This window comes from Bacteroides sp. OM05-12 (assembly GCF_003438995.1).
GTDB lineage: Bacteria > Bacteroidota > Bacteroidia > Bacteroidales > Bacteroidaceae > Bacteroides.
The window spans coordinates 168,100-187,101 of the sequence record NZ_QSUN01000001.1; the positions used below are offsets into that span (position 1 = coordinate 168,100).

12 protein-coding genes, 2 tRNA genes and 1 pseudogene are annotated in these 19,002 nt (G+C 40.5%); 8 read left to right on the top strand and 7 right to left on the bottom strand.

All coding sequences use genetic code 11. The annotated features are described in order from the left end of the window. Positions 1-10: 10 nt before the first annotated feature. Positions 11-247 (bottom strand): acyl carrier protein, encoded by a 237-nt coding sequence (locus DXB63_RS00620; protein ID WP_122124435.1) that lies wholly within the window; start codon positions 245-247, stop codon positions 11-13. Between the two features lie 99 nt (positions 248-346). On the opposite strand from DXB63_RS00620, the gene purN reads away from it, so the two are divergent. Further along, positions 347-976 carry a phosphoribosylglycinamide formyltransferase gene (gene purN, locus DXB63_RS00625; protein ID WP_369869571.1) on the top strand — a complete coding sequence of 210 codons (630 nt, stop codon included), beginning with the start codon at positions 347-349 and terminating at the stop codon, positions 974-976. A 110-nt stretch (positions 977-1,086) separates the two neighbouring features. After that, a pseudogene (locus DXB63_RS00630) lies at positions 1,087-1,167 on the top strand (ISL3 family transposase); the annotation flags it as partial. A gap of 105 nt (positions 1,168-1,272) precedes the next feature. Here DXB63_RS00630 and DXB63_RS00635 read toward each other — a convergent pair. Together DXB63_RS00635 and DXB63_RS00640 are read right to left on the bottom strand one after the other, a co-directional pair. Then, a tRNA-Asn gene (locus DXB63_RS00635) sits at positions 1,273-1,346 on the bottom strand. A 24-nt stretch (positions 1,347-1,370) separates the two neighbouring features. Next, positions 1,371-1,444: transfer RNA gene (locus DXB63_RS00640), tRNA-Asn, on the bottom strand. 76 nt (positions 1,445-1,520) lie between these two features. Between DXB63_RS00640 and DXB63_RS00645 the strand changes: the two genes are divergently transcribed. Next, a complete protein-coding gene (locus DXB63_RS00645; RefSeq protein ID WP_122124437.1) occupies positions 1,521-2,507 on the top strand; it encodes an adenosine kinase in 987 nt (328 codons plus the stop codon). A gap of 43 nt (positions 2,508-2,550) precedes the next feature. Continuing rightward, positions 2,551-4,215: a S41 family peptidase gene (locus DXB63_RS00650; RefSeq protein WP_122124438.1), complete on the top strand. Its 1,665-nt coding sequence runs from the start codon at positions 2,551-2,553 to the stop codon at positions 4,213-4,215. Positions 4,216-4,724: 509 nt separating this feature from the next. Here the strand turns inward: DXB63_RS00650 and DXB63_RS00655 are convergent. Continuing rightward, complete coding sequence (locus tag DXB63_RS00655) at positions 4,725-5,984, bottom strand: peptidase U32 family protein (protein WP_122124681.1); 1,260 nt, start codon at positions 5,982-5,984, stop codon at positions 4,725-4,727. Positions 5,985-6,062: 78 nt separating this feature from the next. On the opposite strand from DXB63_RS00655, the gene dusB reads away from it, so the two are divergent. From dusB to DXB63_RS00675, 4 genes are all read left to right on the top strand, one after another. After that, positions 6,063-7,055 carry a tRNA dihydrouridine synthase DusB gene (gene dusB / locus DXB63_RS00660; RefSeq protein ID WP_122124439.1) on the top strand — a complete coding sequence of 331 codons (993 nt, stop codon included), beginning with the start codon at positions 6,063-6,065 and terminating at the stop codon, positions 7,053-7,055. Positions 7,056-7,064: 9 nt separating this feature from the next. Next, positions 7,065-7,796, top strand: coding sequence for a bifunctional 2-polyprenyl-6-hydroxyphenol methylase/3-demethylubiquinol 3-O-methyltransferase UbiG (locus tag DXB63_RS00665; RefSeq protein WP_122124440.1), 732 nt, complete (start codon positions 7,065-7,067; stop codon positions 7,794-7,796). A 260-nt stretch (positions 7,797-8,056) separates the two neighbouring features. Next, positions 8,057-9,778, top strand: coding sequence for an AraC family transcriptional regulator (locus DXB63_RS00670; protein WP_122124441.1), 1,722 nt, complete (start codon positions 8,057-8,059; stop codon positions 9,776-9,778). Between the two features lie 108 nt (positions 9,779-9,886). Further along, on the top strand, positions 9,887-13,051 hold the full coding sequence (locus tag DXB63_RS00675) for a T9SS type A sorting domain-containing protein (RefSeq protein WP_122124442.1): 3,165 nt from the start codon (positions 9,887-9,889) through the stop codon (positions 13,049-13,051). A 109-nt stretch (positions 13,052-13,160) separates the two neighbouring features. On the opposite strand, the gene DXB63_RS00680 is transcribed toward DXB63_RS00675, so the two are convergent. The 3 genes from DXB63_RS00680 to DXB63_RS00690 form a co-directional block, all read right to left on the bottom strand. Next, positions 13,161-15,908 carry an alpha-amylase family glycosyl hydrolase gene (locus tag DXB63_RS00680; protein ID WP_122124682.1) on the bottom strand — a complete coding sequence of 916 codons (2,748 nt, stop codon included), beginning with the start codon at positions 15,906-15,908 and terminating at the stop codon, positions 13,161-13,163. Positions 15,909-16,181: 273 nt separating this feature from the next. After that, positions 16,182-17,813, bottom strand: coding sequence for a SusF/SusE family outer membrane protein (locus DXB63_RS00685; protein WP_122124443.1), 1,632 nt, complete (start codon positions 17,811-17,813; stop codon positions 16,182-16,184). Positions 17,814-17,837: 24 nt separating this feature from the next. Next, a complete protein-coding gene (locus DXB63_RS00690; protein ID WP_122124444.1) occupies positions 17,838-18,974 on the bottom strand; it encodes a hypothetical protein in 1,137 nt (378 codons plus the stop codon). Between the last annotated feature and the right edge of the window lie 28 nt (positions 18,975-19,002).

The window sequence follows — 19,002 nt, forward strand, 5'->3', positions numbered from 1 at the left end:
GAAATTCAGATTACTTAGCGTTAGCTTCGATGTAAGATACAGCATCACCTACAGTAGTGATTTTTTCTGCTTGATCATCAGGAATAGAGATACCGAATTCTTTTTCGAATTCCATAATCAATTCAACAGTGTCAAGAGAGTCTGCTCCTAGATCATTAGTGAAGCTTGCTTCGTTTTTAACCTCTGATTCTTCAACACCTAATTTATCAACGATAATAGCTTTTACTCTTGATGCAATTTCAGACATAACTTTAAGTTTTTAATTAATAAATTGAATTATTTGTTTAAATTTGCAGCTGCAAAGGAATGAATATTTCTTGTTTCGAGCAAATATTTAAGCAATTAAATTCGTTTTTTTGCACATTTTTTTGAGTTGTGTGCACAAAAAGCCTTGTTTATGCGTATAAAAATAGGAATTTTTGCATCTGGTTCAGGTACAAATGCCGAAAATATTATTCGTTATTTCAGTGAAAAGCCTTCTTTTCAAGTAACTTTAATCGTATCCAATAAGGAGGATGCCTATGTATTGGAACGCGCCCGTAAATTTGATATACCGGCTATTGTTTGTTCTAAGATGGACTTTCTAAGTACAAATAAAGTGGTGGATATATTGCGTGGGTATAAGATCGATTTTATTATCTTAGCAGGCTTCTTACTTCGTATTCCTGAAAATATTATTCATATTTATCCAAATCGCATTGTAAATATTCATCCGGCTTTATTGCCGAAATACGGAGGGAAAGGAATGTATGGTGATCATGTACATGAGGCTGTTGTTAAAGCAGGCGAGCATGAATCTGGTATTACTATACATTATATAAATGAACGTTATGATGAAGGAAATATAATCTTTCAGGTTTCTTGCAGAGTTTTACCGTCAGATACTCCGCATGATGTGGCAGAGAAGGTTCATGCATTAGAGTATAAATACTATCCAAGGGTAATTGAGGATGTCTTGCAAACAGTCTTTACGTGAGAACTAATAATTCATCTTTTATTTGGTATGAGGTGTATGGAAAACCTTCTTGTTTCTTCAGATACCTACATGTTATTAGAAAGAGTATAGAGGAATGAAAACACTTATCTTTGAAAGCATTTAGAGCACAGTTCAGGGGAGTAAGGGATAAAGCATTCTTCTTGTACAGATTAACTAAGTTATATGCATAATAGGAAAAGCCCTCAGGTTTTTACGTTGGTCCCAGAATTTCAATATGATCCACAATCGATCGTATACTAAACAAAAAAAGGTCCGCAACCTTGCGAACCTCTCTGCTCTCCCTCTTGGACTTGAACCAAGGACCCTCTGATTAACAGTCAGATGCTCTAACCGACTGAGCTAAGGAAGAATGTTTGCACTCGAGATTTCTTTGCTCTCCCTCTTGGACTTGAACCAAGGACCCTCTGATTAACAGTCAGATGCTCTAACCGACTGAGCTAAGGAAGAATGTTTTTCTCAAATGCGATGCAAAAGTAATAGGAAATATTGAAATATGCAATATCTTTGCAAAAAAAATCTCATAATGGACAAAATAATTGGTATGGGCAACGCCCTTGTAGACGTACTTGCTACTTTGGACAACGATGAAACACTTTCTCAAATGGAGTTACCCAAAGGCAGTATGCAACTTATCGACGAAGCTAAATTACAGCAGATCAACAAGAAGTTTGCGACTCTTGACACACACATCGCAACAGGAGGTTCTGCCGGAAATACAATTATAGCCCTTGCTTGCTTGGGAGCGGAAACCGGATTTATCGGCAAAATCGGAAATGATGAATATGGTCGGTTTTTTAAAGAAAACTATCAAAAAAACGGCGTTGAAGGTAAGCTGTTGACTTGCGATTTACCTTCGGGCGTAGCTTCTACCTTCATTTCACCGGATGGGGAACGCACTTTCGGGACTCACCTGGGTGCAGCCTCTTCTTTAAAAGCCGAAGAATTAACGTTAGAACTGTTTAAAGGTTATACCTATCTTTATATAGAGGGATATCTGGTGCAAGATCATACTATGATCCTCCGCGCCATCGAGCTGGCAAAAGAAGCCGGTTTACAAGTTTGTCTTGATATGGCGAGCTATAATATTGTGGAAAACGACCTTGATTTTTTCACAATGTTAATAAATAAATACGTGGATATTGTTTTTGCCAATGAAGAGGAAGCAAAAGCATTCACCGGGAAAGAGGCTAAAGAGGCACTTAGCGAGATTGCCCAAATGTGCAGTATTGCTATTGTAAAATTAGGTGCTAAAGGATCGTATATCAAGAAAGGAACTGAGGAAATCCGCATACAAGCAGTTCCGGTAGAAAAGGCGATAGATACGACCGGAGCAGGTGATTATTTTGCCGCAGGATTCTTATATGGACTTATCTGCGGCTATTCTTTAGAGAAATGCGCATCTATCGGTTCCATTCTATCGGCAAATATCATACAAGTAATAGGAGCCAATATGCCCAAAGAACGTTGGGATGAAATAAAGTTAAATATTAACGCTGTTCTTTCCGAATAAGCGGCTAATCGTTTACTTTTACGCTTTATTTAAATTTATCAGCATGAAGAAGTTACGAAATAATAAGCTTTTTGTTTTACTGGGCGTCATCTTGTTAGGACTGAGTTTTTATAGTTTTAAAGGTGACAACAGGAATTTTCAGATAGCAAAGAACTTGGATATATTCAATGCCATCTATAAAGAACTAGACCTATTTTATGTCGATACGATCAATCCGGATAAAACAATAAAAGAGGGTATAGACGCTATGTTAATGCAACTAGACCCTTATACCAATTACTTTCCGGAAGAGGATATGGGCGACCTGAAACAGATGATTACCGGAAAGTACGGAGGTATCGGTTCGCTCATCACTTTCTATAAAGCCAAAAACAGAGTAGCCATTGCCGAACCGTTTGAAAACACACCGGCAGCCAAAGCGGGATTAAAAGCAGGAGATATTCTGCTCGAAATAGACGGGAAAGATTTATTGGGTAAGAGACAGGACTCGGTAAGCAATATGCTACGCGGAGAAATAGGAACTAGCTTCATGTTAAAAGTGGAACGTCCGGGAGAAAAGAAACCCCTAGAGTTCAAAATCACTCGTGAATCCATACAGATCAACCCGGTTCCGTATTACGGCATAGTAGGTAAGAGTACCGGATACATCTGCCTGACCAGTTTCACGGATAAATCGGCAAAAGAAGTAAGAAAGGCGCTTATCAACTTAAAACAGCAGGGAATCACGTCTCTTATTCTTGATTTACGCAATAACGGAGGAGGTTCTTTGAACGAAGCAGTAGATATTGTCAATCTGTTTGTTCCCAAAGGAAAGGAAGTAGTTTCTACCCGTGGCAAAGTGAAGCAATGGGATCGTACTTACAAGACGACTCGTGAGCCGCTGGATGCAGAGATTCCTTTAGCCGTACTGGTTAACAGTGCTTCCGCTTCCGCCTCTGAGATTGTAGCCGGTGCTCTCCAAGATTTAGACCGTGCTGCTATCATCGGTGACAGAACATTTGGAAAAGGTCTGGTACAAACCACACGTGACCTTCCTTATAACGGTAGCCTAAAAGTAACTACTGCCAAATATTACATTCCCAGCGGACGTTGTATTCAAGCTATTGACTATTCCCACCGAAATGAAGACGGAAGCGTCGGACGCATACCGGATAGTCTGACAACCGTATTCCACACGGCAGCAGGACGTGAAGTGCGCGACGGCGGAGGTATCAGCCCCGACAAGGAAGTGAAATCCGAAAAGTTCCCGAACATCCTTTTCTATCTGGTAAATGACAACTTAATCTTTGATTATGCAACGGATTATTGTCTGAAACACCCGTCCATCGTTTCTGTTGAAGAATTTAAAGTAACGGATGAAGATTACAATGAATTTAAGGAGAAGGTTAAAAAAGCCGACTTCAAGTATGACCGTCAAAGCGAAAAGGTGTTGAAGAATTTAAAGGAAGTTGCTGAATTCGAAGGATATATGGATGATGCTTCAGAAGAGTTCAAAGCATTGGAGAACAAGCTGAAACACAATCTCGACCGTGATTTGGACCACTTTGCCAAAGACATCAAACTCTTGATTGCACAAGAGATTATAAAACGTTACTACTATCAGGCAGGTGCAATTAAGGAACAACTAAAAAGCGACGATGATGTAGAAGAAGCTCTCAAAATATTAAACGACCGGCCGGAGTATCAGAAACTATTGGCAGGGAAATAACTTATAAAAAATAAAGGAATAGGCAGCAAGGATAAACTTTGCTGCCTGTTTCTTTTTTAATACTTGGATCTGTATATTCAGTGCATAATTGGCTCACCCGATATTTGTAGGGAATGAACACAGATATCCCTTTTTTGTATACTCTCAGTACAATAATTACCTATAAGCTTCATCCTTCAGTTTGCCAATTTTGCCTTGATACTGAATGAGTTATCCTGAAAGATGGAATCATTCAGCAGATATACTCATCATTCATTATCAGCTGAATCTTTTTCCTAAATAAAGTTCAGGATAACGCACTGATAATCAAACCTAAATTCGCAAACTGAAAGATTGAAGGTTATTTGAGAGTAATTCGTTTTTTATACTGTTTTTTACCTGTAAACGCCTTGATGTTTTTTAAAAACATCAGGTTGATTGAAAAAAACATCAGGACGTTTGTAGACAAACATACGGTCGATTGTCTACAAACGATAGGAGTTTGTAATCAATCGACCGTATACTGAAAACTATTTCTTCTTTAACTCTTCCGGTGACACCAATTTATATAGTTTGTCGCTCGGGCGAACCTTTTCGGGAACTTTAAAAGAAACGTGCTGACCTTTCTTTACCACATCCACAGGTTTCAAATCCACACGGGCTTCATCCAAGGTGAAGAACACAGCTCCCGTAGTAGGTCCTGTAATCAACAGTTTATCTCCCACTTTCATCTCCGCAGCCTCTACAAGAAACTCCGCCACACCGATATTTGAAAAGAACTTAATGCCCTTTCCCACATAAACCTTACGTTCCGTAGCTTCCGAGCCATAATTCTTACTCCATTCTCCAAGGCGTTGCCCCAAATAATAGCCATTCCAAAAACCACGGTTAAATACTGTTTTCAAGCGTTCATCCCATTCCTTCACTTTCTCATCGGTAAATGTGTCATCCAGATAAGAGCGGATAGCCTGTTTGTAGCACTCCACAACCGTACGCACATACTCAGGACCACGGGCACGTCCCTCTATCTTGAATACACGTACACCGGCTTCTATCATTTCATCCATGAAATGAATGGTCTTCAAGTCTTTCGGCGACATGATATACTGGTTGTCAATTTCCAATTCAATATCACTTTCCTTATCCTTCACCGTATAAGCACGGCGGCACACCTGCATACAAGCCCCCCTATTGGCAGAAGCATTCATCTCATTCAGACTAAGGTAACACTTGCCGGACACTGCCATGCACAAAGCTCCATGACAGAACATCTCGATACGAATCAGTTCTCCGCTCGGCCCGCATATATGCTCCTCTTTTATCTGACGATAGATTTCTGCGACCTGCTGCAAATTAAGTTCACGGGCAAGTACCACCACATCGGCAAACTGTGCGTAAAACTTCAAAGCCTCAGCATTGGAGATATTCAGCTGCGTGGAAAGATGCACTTCCTGCCCTACTTTGCAACAATAGGTCATCACCGCAACATCGGCAGCAATCACCGCAGAGATATCGGCTTCTTTGGCTGCGTCCACAATGGTGCGCATCAACACAATATCATTATCATAGATAATCGTATTGATGGTGAGATAACTTTTCAACCCGTTCTCATTGCATATCTGCGCTATTTCTTTCAGATCGTTGATTGTAAACGTGCTTGCCGAACGGGCACGCATATTCAGACTCTCGATACCGAAATAAATAGAATCCGCACCCGCCTGTATGGCTGCCGCCAATGATTCTCGGGAACCGACAGGAGCCATTATCTCAAAGTCTTTTATATCGTACATACCTTTATATAATTTCATAATTGATTATGCAAAGGTACGGTTTTTTACGTACTTTTGCAGCCAAAGAACTGTTAGAATATGAAAATAGGCAACATAGACTTAGGGGAACGCCCTGTTTTTCTGGCTCCGATGGAAGATGTAACCGATCCGGCTTTCCGCCTGATGTGCAAAAAGTTCGGAGCAGACATGGTATATACCGAATTTGTATCCAGTGACGCACTGATTCGTTCGGTCAATAAGACCACCCAAAAGCTGACTATCTATGAAGAAGAACGTCCCGTTGCCATACAAATATACGGTAAGGATACGGAAGCGATGGTGGGAGCTGCCAAAATCGTAGAAGAAGCCAAACCCGATATACTCGACATCAACTTCGGTTGTCCGGTCAAAAAGGTAGCAGGGAAAGGCGCAGGCGCGGGAATGCTCCAGAATATCCCTAAGATGCTGGAGATAACCAAAGCCGTAGTCGAGGCAGTTAAAATACCTGTTACCGTAAAAACCCGTCTCGGATGGGATACCGACCATAAAATCATCGTAGACCTTGCCGAACGTTTACAGGACTGTGGCATTGCCGCACTTACGATTCATGGGCGTACGCGCGCCCAAATGTATACAGGCGAAGCAGACTGGACGTTAATCGGTGAAGTCAAGAAGAATCCCCGTATGCATATTCCTATCATCGGAAACGGTGACGTCACTACGCCGCAACGCGCCAAAGAATGTTTTGACCGATATGGCGTGGACGCCATTATGATAGGGCGAGGCAGTATCGGCCGTCCTTGGATATTCAAAGAGGTAAAGCATTATCTCGAAACCGGAGAGGAACTTCCACCGCTTCCGTTCGAATGGAAAATGAATGTGTTGCGCGAAGAAGTGATGAATAGCGTTGCCCGTTTGGACGAACGTAGAGGAATCATACACATACGCCGGCATCTTGCCGCTACACCTTTATTTAAAGGTATTCCTAACTTCAGAGATACACGTATCGCTATGCTAAGAACAGAATCAGTAGAAGAACTGTTCCGCATCTTCGACCGCATTATTGAAATGAACCGTCAGTCAGAACTATAAATCATCATCATGAACAAGAATTTCCTTACACCAGACAAAGACCCGATGGGCGCAGCCATTGCCGATTATTTCTCAAACAGAAAAGCAGGGAAACTGCGCGTTCTATCTTCCATGTTCGATGAAGACGAAATCCCGGTAAAGCAACTGTTCAGAGGTTTAAAGGAGATGCCCGTAGCAGAACAAAAAGCATTGCACCTTGCCGAGGGAAGAATACTGGATGTGGGAGGTGGAAGCGGTTGCCATTCGCTTGCTTTACAAGAAATGGGTAAGGCTGTTTGCGCCATTGATATATCCCCACTCTCCGTAGAGGTAATGCAGAAACGGGGTGTGAAGAACGCACAACTACAAAACTTCTTCCATGAACAGTTTGCAGGGGAATTTGATACGATACTGATGTTGATGAACGGCTCCGGCATTATCGGTAAGGTAGAATATCTGCCCGATTTCTTCCGCAAGCTGAAACTTCTATTAGCACCGAACGGTTGTGTGCTGATGGACTCAAGCGACCTTCGTTATCTATTTGAGAATGAAGACGGGAGCTTCGACATTGACCTTAATGCCGACTATTACGGAGAGGTAGACTTTCAGATGCAGTATGGCAGTATCAAAGGCGACAGTTTCGACTGGCTGTACACCGATTTCCAAACACTGAGTTACTATGCCGCACAAGCCGGATTCAAAGTGGAAATGATTCATGAAGGCAGACACTATGACTACCTTGCACGAATCAGCAAGAACTAAAAAAGACATCCAATACAATCACTTTCATATTCTCATTCTCTATTAAGCAATTCACATTTACCTATAGAAATATCTAAAATACACTAATATTCTTAAACGAGTCTTCTTGACAAGAAAATATCATAAAAGAGTTTTATATGTATTACGAGAAACACAACAAACAATAAAAATAATCCTAATTTAGAGAGGAAAGAAGAAAAAGTTATTGTATCTTTAGCAATAGATATATAAATTTGTAGCTTCTATTAATCTGGCTTAAAATGACAAAACACTTATTACTAGCCCTATACGTTTTATTCGCTTCGTTTGGAAATATTTATTCCCACGAGATGCTGAACTATGAAGAACTTGCCAAACTACCAGTCTCCGAGTTGTACCAATATGGAGACAAACACATGAAGCTCAATCATGTAGACACTGCAATGGGGTATTATATCATCCTTGCGGGTAAATATGACAACGGTATGGATAAAGCAGACAAGTATCTATGCGCAATGGCATGCAATGCAGCCGGACTAATCTACACTCAAAAAGAAAATTATTCGAAAGCTTTCGATTTATACCTCAAAGGAATAACCATCGCCGAGAAAAATGATTTCGGAGAATTAATGGCCGAACTCTATAAAAACATGGGAAATATATACAGCGTATTTGGGGACTTCCAACAGACGATTGAATACCATAAAAAAGGACTTGATTATGCAAGAAAATATGGTAACACCTCGATTGAAATAAAAATATTGATGAACCTTGCAGGTATTTGCTGCTATGAAAACCGAACGGTAGAAGCAAAAGTATATTATGATGAAATGATGAAGTTTGCAGGTAAAGATACACTCATTAAGTACTTCGGTTATCTGGATAAAGCACTTATATTAACCAATGAAAAAAAATATGATGACGCTGTCCGTTATTTTGAAAAATCGGCAGAATACGCCCGTAACCTATCAGATCCTCGATATATGGGTTCGGTATATGGAGAACTTGCCAAACTTTATGAACAAATGGGGCAAAAGGATTCCGCATTATACTATTTTCATGTCAATACTACTTATACACAAAAACATAACCTGATGTATATGCTCATTGAGAGTCTGAAGGCTCTCGCACGCTTATATGAACAAAAAGGTGATGAAAACAAATCTTTATATTACAAAAGCTGTTACTTGGCTGTCTCCGATTCATTATTCAGTATGGACAAACTGAACAAGATAAAAAACGCCCAGTTTTTTTACGAAATGGACAAAAACTATCGAAAGATAACTTCACTTACAACAGAAAAAGAACATAAAGAAATGCAAATAAAAAACCAAAGACGATTTCTTATCGTCATATCGGCCGGATTACTTATCTTTATTATTCTACTTATAATCGTCTACATCCATAAAAAAAAGCTCCACCATGCTTACAAAGACTTGTTTAACCGGAATAGCGAAATACTTCAATCCGATTTACAGATAAAAGACCTCAGAATCGAGTATGAGAATAAACTTGCCGAAGAAAAAGAACAGTATAAAAAGTTAGAGCAACAAACAAAAGCATTCTTCACAAGCCAAGAACCGGACAACAATACAATAGAAAACAAAAACGAAGAAGTAAAGATGTATTCTGCCAATAGATTGACCGATGAACAAAAAGAAAACCTCATTAAAGATATAAATAAAGTGATGGAAAATACCAATGAATATTGCGATTGCGATTTTAGTCTGGAACGCCTTGCAGCACTTATCGGTTCTAACTCACGATATGTTTCTCAAATCATCAATGATACATATAACAAAAACTTCCGTGCTTTTGTCAATGAATATCGTATCAAAGAAGCACGTCGCCGCCTAATGAATACCGAACAATATGGGAATTATACAATTAAGGCGATAGCAGAAAGCGTTGGTTATAAATCTCACACAAGTTTTATCGATATCTTTAAGAAAACAACAGGAATTAACCCTTCTATCTATCAGAAACTAGCAAAAGAGAGCTGATAAGTATTGAATTAACACCAAATTCTAGAATTTGAAATTACACGATTTGTCTTTCTACAATCTGTCATATACTTTTGTTTGTGTGTTAACCAAATAAAATAATACAATATGAAGAAAGGTTTACTTTTAGCACTGTGTGTCCTACTAGGAACATTCAATGCACAAGCAGAAAAGAAATTCACCATGATCAGTACCAATTGCAATAGTATAGGTACAGGTATGTCATCTAATGGCAAATATGTAGTAGGTGTGGATCCGACTCCTGTCGAGTACGGTGTAGAAATCATGAGCGGTTTTAAAAGTTATTTATGGGATGCGGATGCAAAGACTCTTACTTGGATAACCGAAGCAGACCAGGTTAATCCTGGAAAAACCGGTTATTTTACGGATGTGACGGATGATAAAATCATTTCGGGTTATTTCAAAGATCCTGATTACCCGATAACCGTTACAGAATGGGAAGGCGATGTTACATTACCGGTGAATGTGGCTGCCATATGGAAAGACGGTAATGTGACAAGTCTCGGTATTGGTGATTTCGATCTTAGCATTTTCAATAATTTCAATGATGGAAGTTATGCTACGGCTATTTCTAACGACGGTAAAACGGTGGTAGGTTTTGTTGCGGTCGGAAACTTTGCCTATTCGTATCCTTGTATGTGGAAATATGATGATGCTAACCGGAAATGGAATTTTACGCGTTGCAAGTATCCTTCCGATGCCAAGGGGGGACAAGTTTTGGCTGTATCGGATGATGGCGGTGTAGCAGTCGGTGCCATCTATTATCAAAACCGGGATGTTGCTGCCTTTTGGAAGAATGGTGAATATACAATCATCGAAGGAATTAAGAACATGATTGATGATGATACTAAATACAATGAAGATTATAATAAGAATTGTGCTTATGGAGTAAGTCCCAACGGTCAATATATCTCTTTCAACTTTAATGATAATCTTCCTTGTATGTATTTCACGAATGAAAATCGTTATGTAAAGCTAGGTGCTTATAAAGATGTTACCGGTCTTGATGTACCGGCAATATCCAATAATGGAGATATATTCGGTTGTTATAAATACGGTAACTATTGGACAGAACAATATACACGTCCGTTCTGGTATTCCCTCAATACATTAAGAGAAGTAGGTCTTGATTATTTTATCTACCTTTATACCCCTGAAATTGAAATCCCTCTGTCTTTCACATTCGAACACAAAGTCACTTCCAATCCGCATGCGGTTTCGGCAGATGGAAAGATCATCATGGGTAATAACATGACGGAGTATAATAAATATGAAACATGGGTGTTGCAAACAGAGGCTGAATATACAATAATACCTGAAGATGTACAAAATATCAAAGCTAAGGTTACAGACCTTGAGCAAATAACGGTGACTTGGGATAAAGTCCCTTACGCTCCTTTCCAATATGTTCTTAAATCTTATAACGTATATTGTGACGGAAATTTAGTTGGTAATGTAGAAGCTAAATCCGATGGTGATGGAAGCGGTGATGGAGACGGTGGCATAGAACCTTTAAAATATTCGGCAAGCAATACAACTACCGAAAGCTTTGTACATAACAATGTGAACGCGGGTTATCACAAATATTCGGTGACAAGTGTATTCCAAAAAGAGGAAGGAACCGAAATGCGTGAAGCTCCAAAATCGAACCCCATAGAAGTATGTTTAGCAAAGACATTTGAAATGCCGTTTTTCGATAATTTCGACACTGGTGCCATCGAAAGCAATTATTGGACAATAGAAGACTTAATGGAAAACCCTACTCAATTCTACTGGGGAGCTGGTATGTATTTAGGTATTAATAGCTCATTTGCTTTAAATGTAGCTGTAACAACAGACGGCAAGCCTTATTCGAATGCTTTAGTTTCCAGACCTTTAGATGCAAGAAAACTGGACAATGTGTATATTTCTTATACAAAACGATATTTATTTGCGAACAGTGAAGATTGGGATTTAACCGGTGACACATTAAGTGTGGAAGTATCAAATGACGGAGATACATGGATTCCGGTAAAAGCATATGCTCTCGATACAGAAGAGGCAGGGGTATGGAACTTTGAATCAATCAATGTAACCAAACAAGTTGCACATACACTTTTCCAAGTAAGATTACACGTACATGGCAAAGGATTAGCGCAATTACTTTGGTACTTTGATCTTTTTAAGGTAGGAAACAAAGCTGAGAATGAAGCTCCCGAAGATCTTACCGGAAAAGTAGAATCCGATAAAGTAAGCTTAATTTGGAAAAATACGATCAATGCTTACGAACTGAATTATCTGGATAACCCGTATGGTTGGGAAGTCTTTAATTTAGCAATAGGGGATGAAGGTAAGACATTTATAGCCGCAAATTCTTTCGAACCGGATGATTTAGCCTTATTTAATGAAAAATATTTGACTTCTATCAAAGCATTCATTAATCACGATACAAGTATAGAAGATTCTAAAGACACACATGCATCTGTTGTTGTTTATGAAAACGGGACATTAATAAGAGAACAAGAGATTGATGCGATAAAGTATAATCAAGAGAATCTTGTTATATTGAAGGAACCTGTGAAGATAGATGTAACGAAAGAACTAAAAATTGGTTTAAAGATTTTTAATTATGACGAACGTCAAATACCGATTACCTATCATAATACACGCAATTTCATTGCAGGAAAGAGTGACTTGTACTCACAAGACGAAGGTAGGACTTGGAAGAGACTTTCTGATTTTTATTCTACCGTTGAAGGACACGAGTTGGATGGATATTGTTGTTGGGAGATCACCGGAAACGTTACAGACGAATCGACAGTCAGTCCGGACATCGCAATGGACAACAATCTGATGGCTTATAATGTTTTCCGTAATGGAGAAAAGATTAATAGCCGGTTGGTTTATTACCTGCAACCTAGATATATAGATACAACTCCTATAGATAATGGTTGTTATGAAGTAGTAGCTTATTATCTTGATGGCTCAATATCTGACTATTCCGTTCAATATTGTATTGGGGAATTACCTCCTTCATCGATAGATGATCATACAAATAATAGCAATTGGGCAATTTATCCTAATCCTGCTACTGATTGCATTAACATTCCGGGAGATTTCAACCAAGCAATGTTATTGAATATCAACGGACAGGTAGTATTATCAACAACAGAAGCAATAATCTCTGTTTCATCACTTCCTGCAGGGGTTTACTTCCTGAAAATAGAAAACGGCGATGCTATTCACACAGAAAAGGTTATGATTAAGAGATAGAAAGACTGATTATGCAAAATGAAATTGTCTCAAAATTGAGACAATCCTTTCCAAATCCCTCCTGATACAGACTGTATCAGGGGGGATATTTATAAAACCTAAACAAACTCTATTGCTTTACGAACTTCGTTATGATTTCCGAACTCCCGGTCCTTATTCTCACCAAATAAACTCCTTTAGCCAATTCCTGTACAGAAACCGCATTACTGTCCCGAACTTCTTTCAGCAACACACCATGAAGAGAGTAAACGGAAATACGCGAGACATCTTCACCGGAAACATTTAGAATATCCGAAACAGGATTAGGATAAACCGAAACCGAACTTTCAGGAAACTCACTCAACGAAGTAGAGATTATCATCTCTTTATCAGTATATAACCGATATTCTCCCGGAGCTAATGTTATAGTGTTACTCGCGGAGGTTATCTGCTCTGTTGTCTTAGAGAAATAGTTATACCATGTTCCGGTAGCAGGAAAAGTTACAGCTACATTACCTTGCGTTACACCATAATTCGCCACAATCACGGCATTCATATCCGAAGACTTCAGAACCAGGTACTTGCAGGCATCGGACAGTTTATAGGTAATATCACTCGTAGAGAATACCGGATATTGGGTTTTCATAGCAAACAGCTGAGCCCATGTGTTATAGACAGACTTACGATCGGCATCTTCGAGATAATTCCAACAAACAGGTTTCTCGCCTACCCGGTCGTTGTAATCGATAGAATAATCATACCCCAATTCACCGAACTGCCAAATCATCTTCGGACCGGGAATAAGGAAGAACAGACATCCGGACATTTTCAGGCGATTCATGCTTGTAGTATGGTCTTTCGTATCATATCCGCCTGCGGCATTACCATACGTTTTCAGCTTATAAGCCATACGTTCTTCATCATGACTCTCCATGTAACCCACCAAATTGGGAGCAGACCATGTACGTTTCTTGTAAACCGCACCGGAGATATCCGACTTAGAGTTCTCAGTAAATCCCATCGCCCCCTCGCAAGCATTGTTGTTCATATTCCCCCAAAGCATCAGCCCTGCAGACGACAGTTCTTTCTCTTCCGTGTTATCCGCAAGATGTTCGCAAATGACATAGGCATCAGGATTACGTTTCCACACTTCGCTTGCCATCCGTTTCAGGTTGGCAATACGGGAAGCATCATACGCAGACGCATAATCATTGGCATTGGAATAGATGGTATTAGAAAACCCTTTCGTAAAATCATACCGGAAACCATCCACCCGATACTCATTCATCCAATAAGCTGCCACACTATCCACTAATGCACGGGTGTAGGGACTGTCATGGTTAAAATCATAACCCCAACTCAAAGACGGATTAGCAATATTGGACTGCCGGTTATACCACGGATTATCGGCAGACGGTGTACCGTCGGCATCACGATACAACAAGTAGAACGGTGATTGTCCATAGCTGTGATTCAGCACCAAATCCATGATAACGGCAATACCGTTTCGGTGACATTCATCCACGAAAGCTTTCATATCATCCTTCGTACCGTAATATTTATCGGGAGCAAAATAAAAAGACGGATTATACCCCCAACTGGAGTTACCTTCAAACTCATTGACAGGCATCAGTTCAACGGCATTTACACCCAAACCTTTTAAATAGGAAATCTTCTCCCGTGCCGAACTGAAGGTATGCTCTTCTGTAAAGTCGCGCAACAGAAGTTCGTAGATAATCAGCTTCTCCTTTGCCGGTTTATCAAATCCAACGCTTTTCCATGTATAAGGGGTTTGATCTGTTTGTAGCACAGACACGATACCTTCGGTCTTCCCTGTGGGATAAGCCATCAGTCCGGGATAGGTGGTTGCCGTAATATCACCGTCGTTCCATGGGTCGAGTACTTTATCGGTATACGGGTCGGCAATCCTTATCGCCCCATCCACCAAATATTGAAAGGCATACTCCTGCTTCGGTGTAAGCCCTTGCAAAGTTATCCAGAAATACTCTCCATCCTTTTTCAGTTGATAATCGGGCAACGGATTCCACGCATTGAAATCACCGATGGCATAGACACTTGTCTTACCGGGAGCTTGCAGCACCAGTGTGACTTCCGTAGGACTGACATAGTTGATACCGGGACGTACTCCATCCGGCAAGGGAGCCGAAACAGAAGGTTCAAGGATACTGACCAGACGAGTTGCACTACCGATGGCACCATCCAACGTAGCCGTAGCCTTCACGGTATAAGTACCCGGTGAAGAAAAGACATAGGACGCGGATATATCTGTAGCACGATTCTTCGTGGCAACTACCGTTTCATTAACAGACAGTTGCAAATCGGCTGCCACCGATGATGAAGCCGTCAACGTGAGGGAAGTGCCTTTCTCCACCACCATATCTTTGGCAGGACTATCCAACTTTACATTTAAACCGGATTCATAAACAGACAAATAAATGTCTTTATCTCCGGTTTCCTTTCCCGTAAGATAGTCATTGCCGGATTTAGCTCCGCTTCTGAATACGAAAACCAACTTCTTTATCGGTGTGCCCGCAGGTACTCCGTAATACGTACGGATATCCGGTGACAGGGTGAGTTCCCATTTATTATTCCCTAAAGAAGCCATCTTATATTTATCGGAGTTGACTCCCCATGTAGATGCATATTCCCAGCGGGAATCATTGCTACCGGTAATCACTCCCGTATGAGCATAGACATCACCGTTATAGTTCATTAACCCTTTGCTCCCTTGGGATGCATCGAATACGACCTTTATGCTCCCACTCTCGGTCACAAAATCAGGCTCGGTAGTCAATATCTGCGCATGAGAAGACAAGCAAAACAAAAAGGACAGGATATAGATGAAACCTTTTTTCATAAGACTCTTTTGTTTATTAATTACTGAGGAATCAGGAGCAAGTAACGGACGAATACGCCTGTTCTTCCTGATGCACAAATCTTATCGCAACCACAATAAAGTTTCCTCACTATTGTGACAAAGTTGTTTCACCCGGATGGAACTATTGTTTCACCCTAATGGAAAAGTTGTTTCATCCGGATGAAAAAATAGTTTCACCCGGATGAAAAGACTTGTTCTTCAAGAAGAAATAGGTTATCCTTCTCAATCTTCCTACCTATCTTACCTCTCGGTTTACTTCTTCACTATGGAATAAGTATAATTTCCGGGAGTAAGATCCAACTCTATATCATAGTTTCCGGCTTCGGTAATGGTTATATTTCCACCATCCGATACAGCCTCGCCACTCAATCCTGTTCCGCCAAAGTTATAATCCCAATTCGAGGCATCGGTCTTAAACTTAAGACCTCCGGCCAGCACCGGTGTATTTTTCAACACCCATTTATAAGAACCTTTGTCCATTGGTTCCAACGTCATCGGAGTAATGTTATCCCAACCGTTTGCAGTGGCATCACCAATAATACCCCATACCTGCTTGGTCAATGTATAAGAATACGCATTGAAATCCACATCGATGGAATAGAATCCGTCACCCTCCGGCATATCGATATTTGTCTGGCTATCAAAAAGCAAACTGTTTTCCGTAGCTCCTTTTCCCCAGTTATCAGGACCCCAGTCTGTGGTCTGCCCTAAGAACTTGATACCGCCTCCGGCTGCAACCAAATAGGAGTAATTACGGAATAGACCTTCTGCTCTCTTTTCAAACAAAATGCCATTTGCAGGAGTCCAATCCGCAATGCACGAACCTCCTACCAGATAAAGCTGTTCCGGAATTTTATTCGGTTTGATGGAGAAAGTCGAAGCATCCAAATCCACTTCAATCTTATACATTCCTTCCGTCGCTACCGGAGGAATATTCTTCGAGTCTGTACCCTCATACAAAGCACCTTGATATTCCGATGGTAACGGCTCGGTAATCTCTTCCTCCAATCCCCATACGCCATGATCCCAATCTCGCTCTGCAATGAATTTGAATCCGTATCCGTCTGTCTTCAAACGGGCGAGAATCTCAAACTTGCCTTCACCTACTTTGGTAAAAGGAATTGCAGCCGTTTCTGTCCATCCGGCTTCGGTAGCCCCGCCAACCAAATACAATGTCTCCGGCAATACATTTACCTTAAATACAAAAGGAGCATCCGAGTTAGTGGTGACATTGCCGACCAAATCGGTCAATGCCATTTGAATGGCAATCGTTTTGTTCCGGTAACTTGCAGGCAAAGTAACTGTTTTTGTATAGTCATAGTTTTGCAATCCTTCCAACTCGATAGAGTCGAGTACAGATGCTTCCTCATCCGACCATATCTTCAAAGACTTCAATCCTACATTATCCGTCAATTTCAAAACAATATCGAAAGAAGCCTTGTATTGCAGCTCCGTGTCAGAAGACAAAACAAAGGTAGGGGCTACTTCATCTTTCATACCGACCAATACGTTTATCTCTTTTGTCAGGGTAAGTTGGTTTTTACTGTTCAGAGTCACCTTTACCACATACAGACCGGTAACTGCCGATACCGGAACCGTTACTTCCCGATTCAATTCATAAGAAGAAGCGTTCACTTCTATCCTCTCGTCTAACCCCCAAGCATCACATACCAATTCTACGGTTTCAATCCCGGCAGGGTTAGACAATGCAGCTTTCAGCGTCACGGTCTCTCCATTATTACCCTGCAACAACAGCGCATCCTCCGGTATCTCTATCTTCGGGGTAATCGTGGTAATATCATCCAGCATATATTCATTCTCATCGCATGCACCCAGCAAGCCTAAAGAACATATCGTCAATACAATAAATAGTATCTTTTTCATATTTCTCTTTTTTAAGGTTCGTAATTACTTGATAAAACTCCCTTTTAAGACCGTTTCCGATTCCATATTGCCACTTGAGAAACGAACTTCAATATCCGTAGCATCTGCCGCAGCAGCAAACTGCCTTACCGGCAAGAGGACAAGCGTATAAGTGTAATCCGCCGTTTTCTTTGCTACGAACTTCTTGGTTTCAAGGCTCTCATCTCCGTTCTTTAACGTAATGATATATTCAATCGTACTTCCATTGTATCCCAATAAAGGATCGGCAGGAGTCGTTTCCTCACCCGTTTCGGAATCTATAACAGCCTGAGCAAAGACAGTAGTATTCACAACTATGGGCAATACATCGTTTGCTGTAAACTTCGCCAAGAAGAATTTTGCTGCAGTCGGACCCTCTTCCGCCACTTTCGGGATAAAGCAGAAGTCACCGTCACCGGCATCTATCTTCTGATCCCACGTTCCATTATTGAATACCGCCATGATATTGGTTATCTTAGCCGTCTCCTCAATACCGTAATACTCTGTCGGAATTAAGTTAATCCGCCAAATGCCTTCATGACCTTCCACTTTGGACAAAGCGGTTTTGTTCTTATCCGAATCGAAAGCTACATTGACGCCCAACCAATTATCCAGACCGGAATGCATATATACGGCAGGAGTATTCAAGTCTATCGTTCCCCCGTTATTTAGATTCACCATAATAGAAAGCGAAGTAGTGGCAGTAAACAGTTCGGGATAAATAGCTCCGTTTACACTATTTAGCTTACCGAAATCATAAGGAAAGATCTCAGCCGAATCATCAGTCTTTACAGTACCGTCTTGCAAAACAACCAACCCCTGAAACTTAGTAGATCCGGCAGGATAATCCTTACCCATATTCACCTTAACCGAATAAAGGTTATCCTTGACTTTTGTAAGAGCATTGGTAAAAGAAGTTCCCCAAGCACCGTTATGGATATTATCTCCGGCATCCGACCAAGACCACAGGAACATATTGCCTTCCACACCATCCAAACCGGTTCCGGTAACATCCAGATAAAGTGTAATATCTTCGTTTACATCAAAAGCTGCCGGAATGGTATATATTTTAGGAGCTTGTGCAAACAGACTGCCTGTTATCAGTAATAAAGCTCCGATTATAAATAAACTATACTTTTTCATATCTTCTTAATTTATTAGATCATAAGGA

Bases quoted from the DNA above. Each gene is read 5' to 3' on its own strand.
- DXB63_RS00620 (WP_122124435.1), bottom strand. From the start codon at position 247: ATGTCTGAAATTGCATCAAGAGTAAAAGCTATTATCGTTGATAAATTA.
- DXB63_RS00645 (WP_122124437.1), top strand. From the start codon at position 1,521: ATGGACAAAATAATTGGTATGGGCAACGCCCTTGTAGACGTACTTGCT.
- DXB63_RS00650 (WP_122124438.1), top strand. From the start codon at position 2,551: ATGAAGAAGTTACGAAATAATAAGCTTTTTGTTTTACTGGGCGTCATC.
- DXB63_RS00655 (WP_122124681.1), bottom strand. From the start codon at position 5,984: ATGTACGATATAAAAGACTTTGAGATAATGGCTCCTGTCGGTTCCCGA.
- dusB (WP_122124439.1), top strand. From the start codon at position 6,063: ATGAAAATAGGCAACATAGACTTAGGGGAACGCCCTGTTTTTCTGGCT.
- DXB63_RS00665 (WP_122124440.1), top strand. From the start codon at position 7,065: ATGAACAAGAATTTCCTTACACCAGACAAAGACCCGATGGGCGCAGCC.
- DXB63_RS00670 (WP_122124441.1), top strand. From the start codon at position 8,057: ATGACAAAACACTTATTACTAGCCCTATACGTTTTATTCGCTTCGTTT.
- DXB63_RS00675 (WP_122124442.1), top strand. From the start codon at position 9,887: ATGAAGAAAGGTTTACTTTTAGCACTGTGTGTCCTACTAGGAACATTC.
- DXB63_RS00680 (WP_122124682.1), bottom strand. From the start codon at position 15,908: ATGAAAAAAGGTTTCATCTATATCCTGTCCTTTTTGTTTTGCTTGTCT.
- DXB63_RS00685 (WP_122124443.1), bottom strand. From the start codon at position 17,813: ATGAAAAAGATACTATTTATTGTATTGACGATATGTTCTTTAGGCTTG.
- DXB63_RS00690 (WP_122124444.1), bottom strand. From the start codon at position 18,974: ATGAAAAAGTATAGTTTATTTATAATCGGAGCTTTATTACTGATAACA.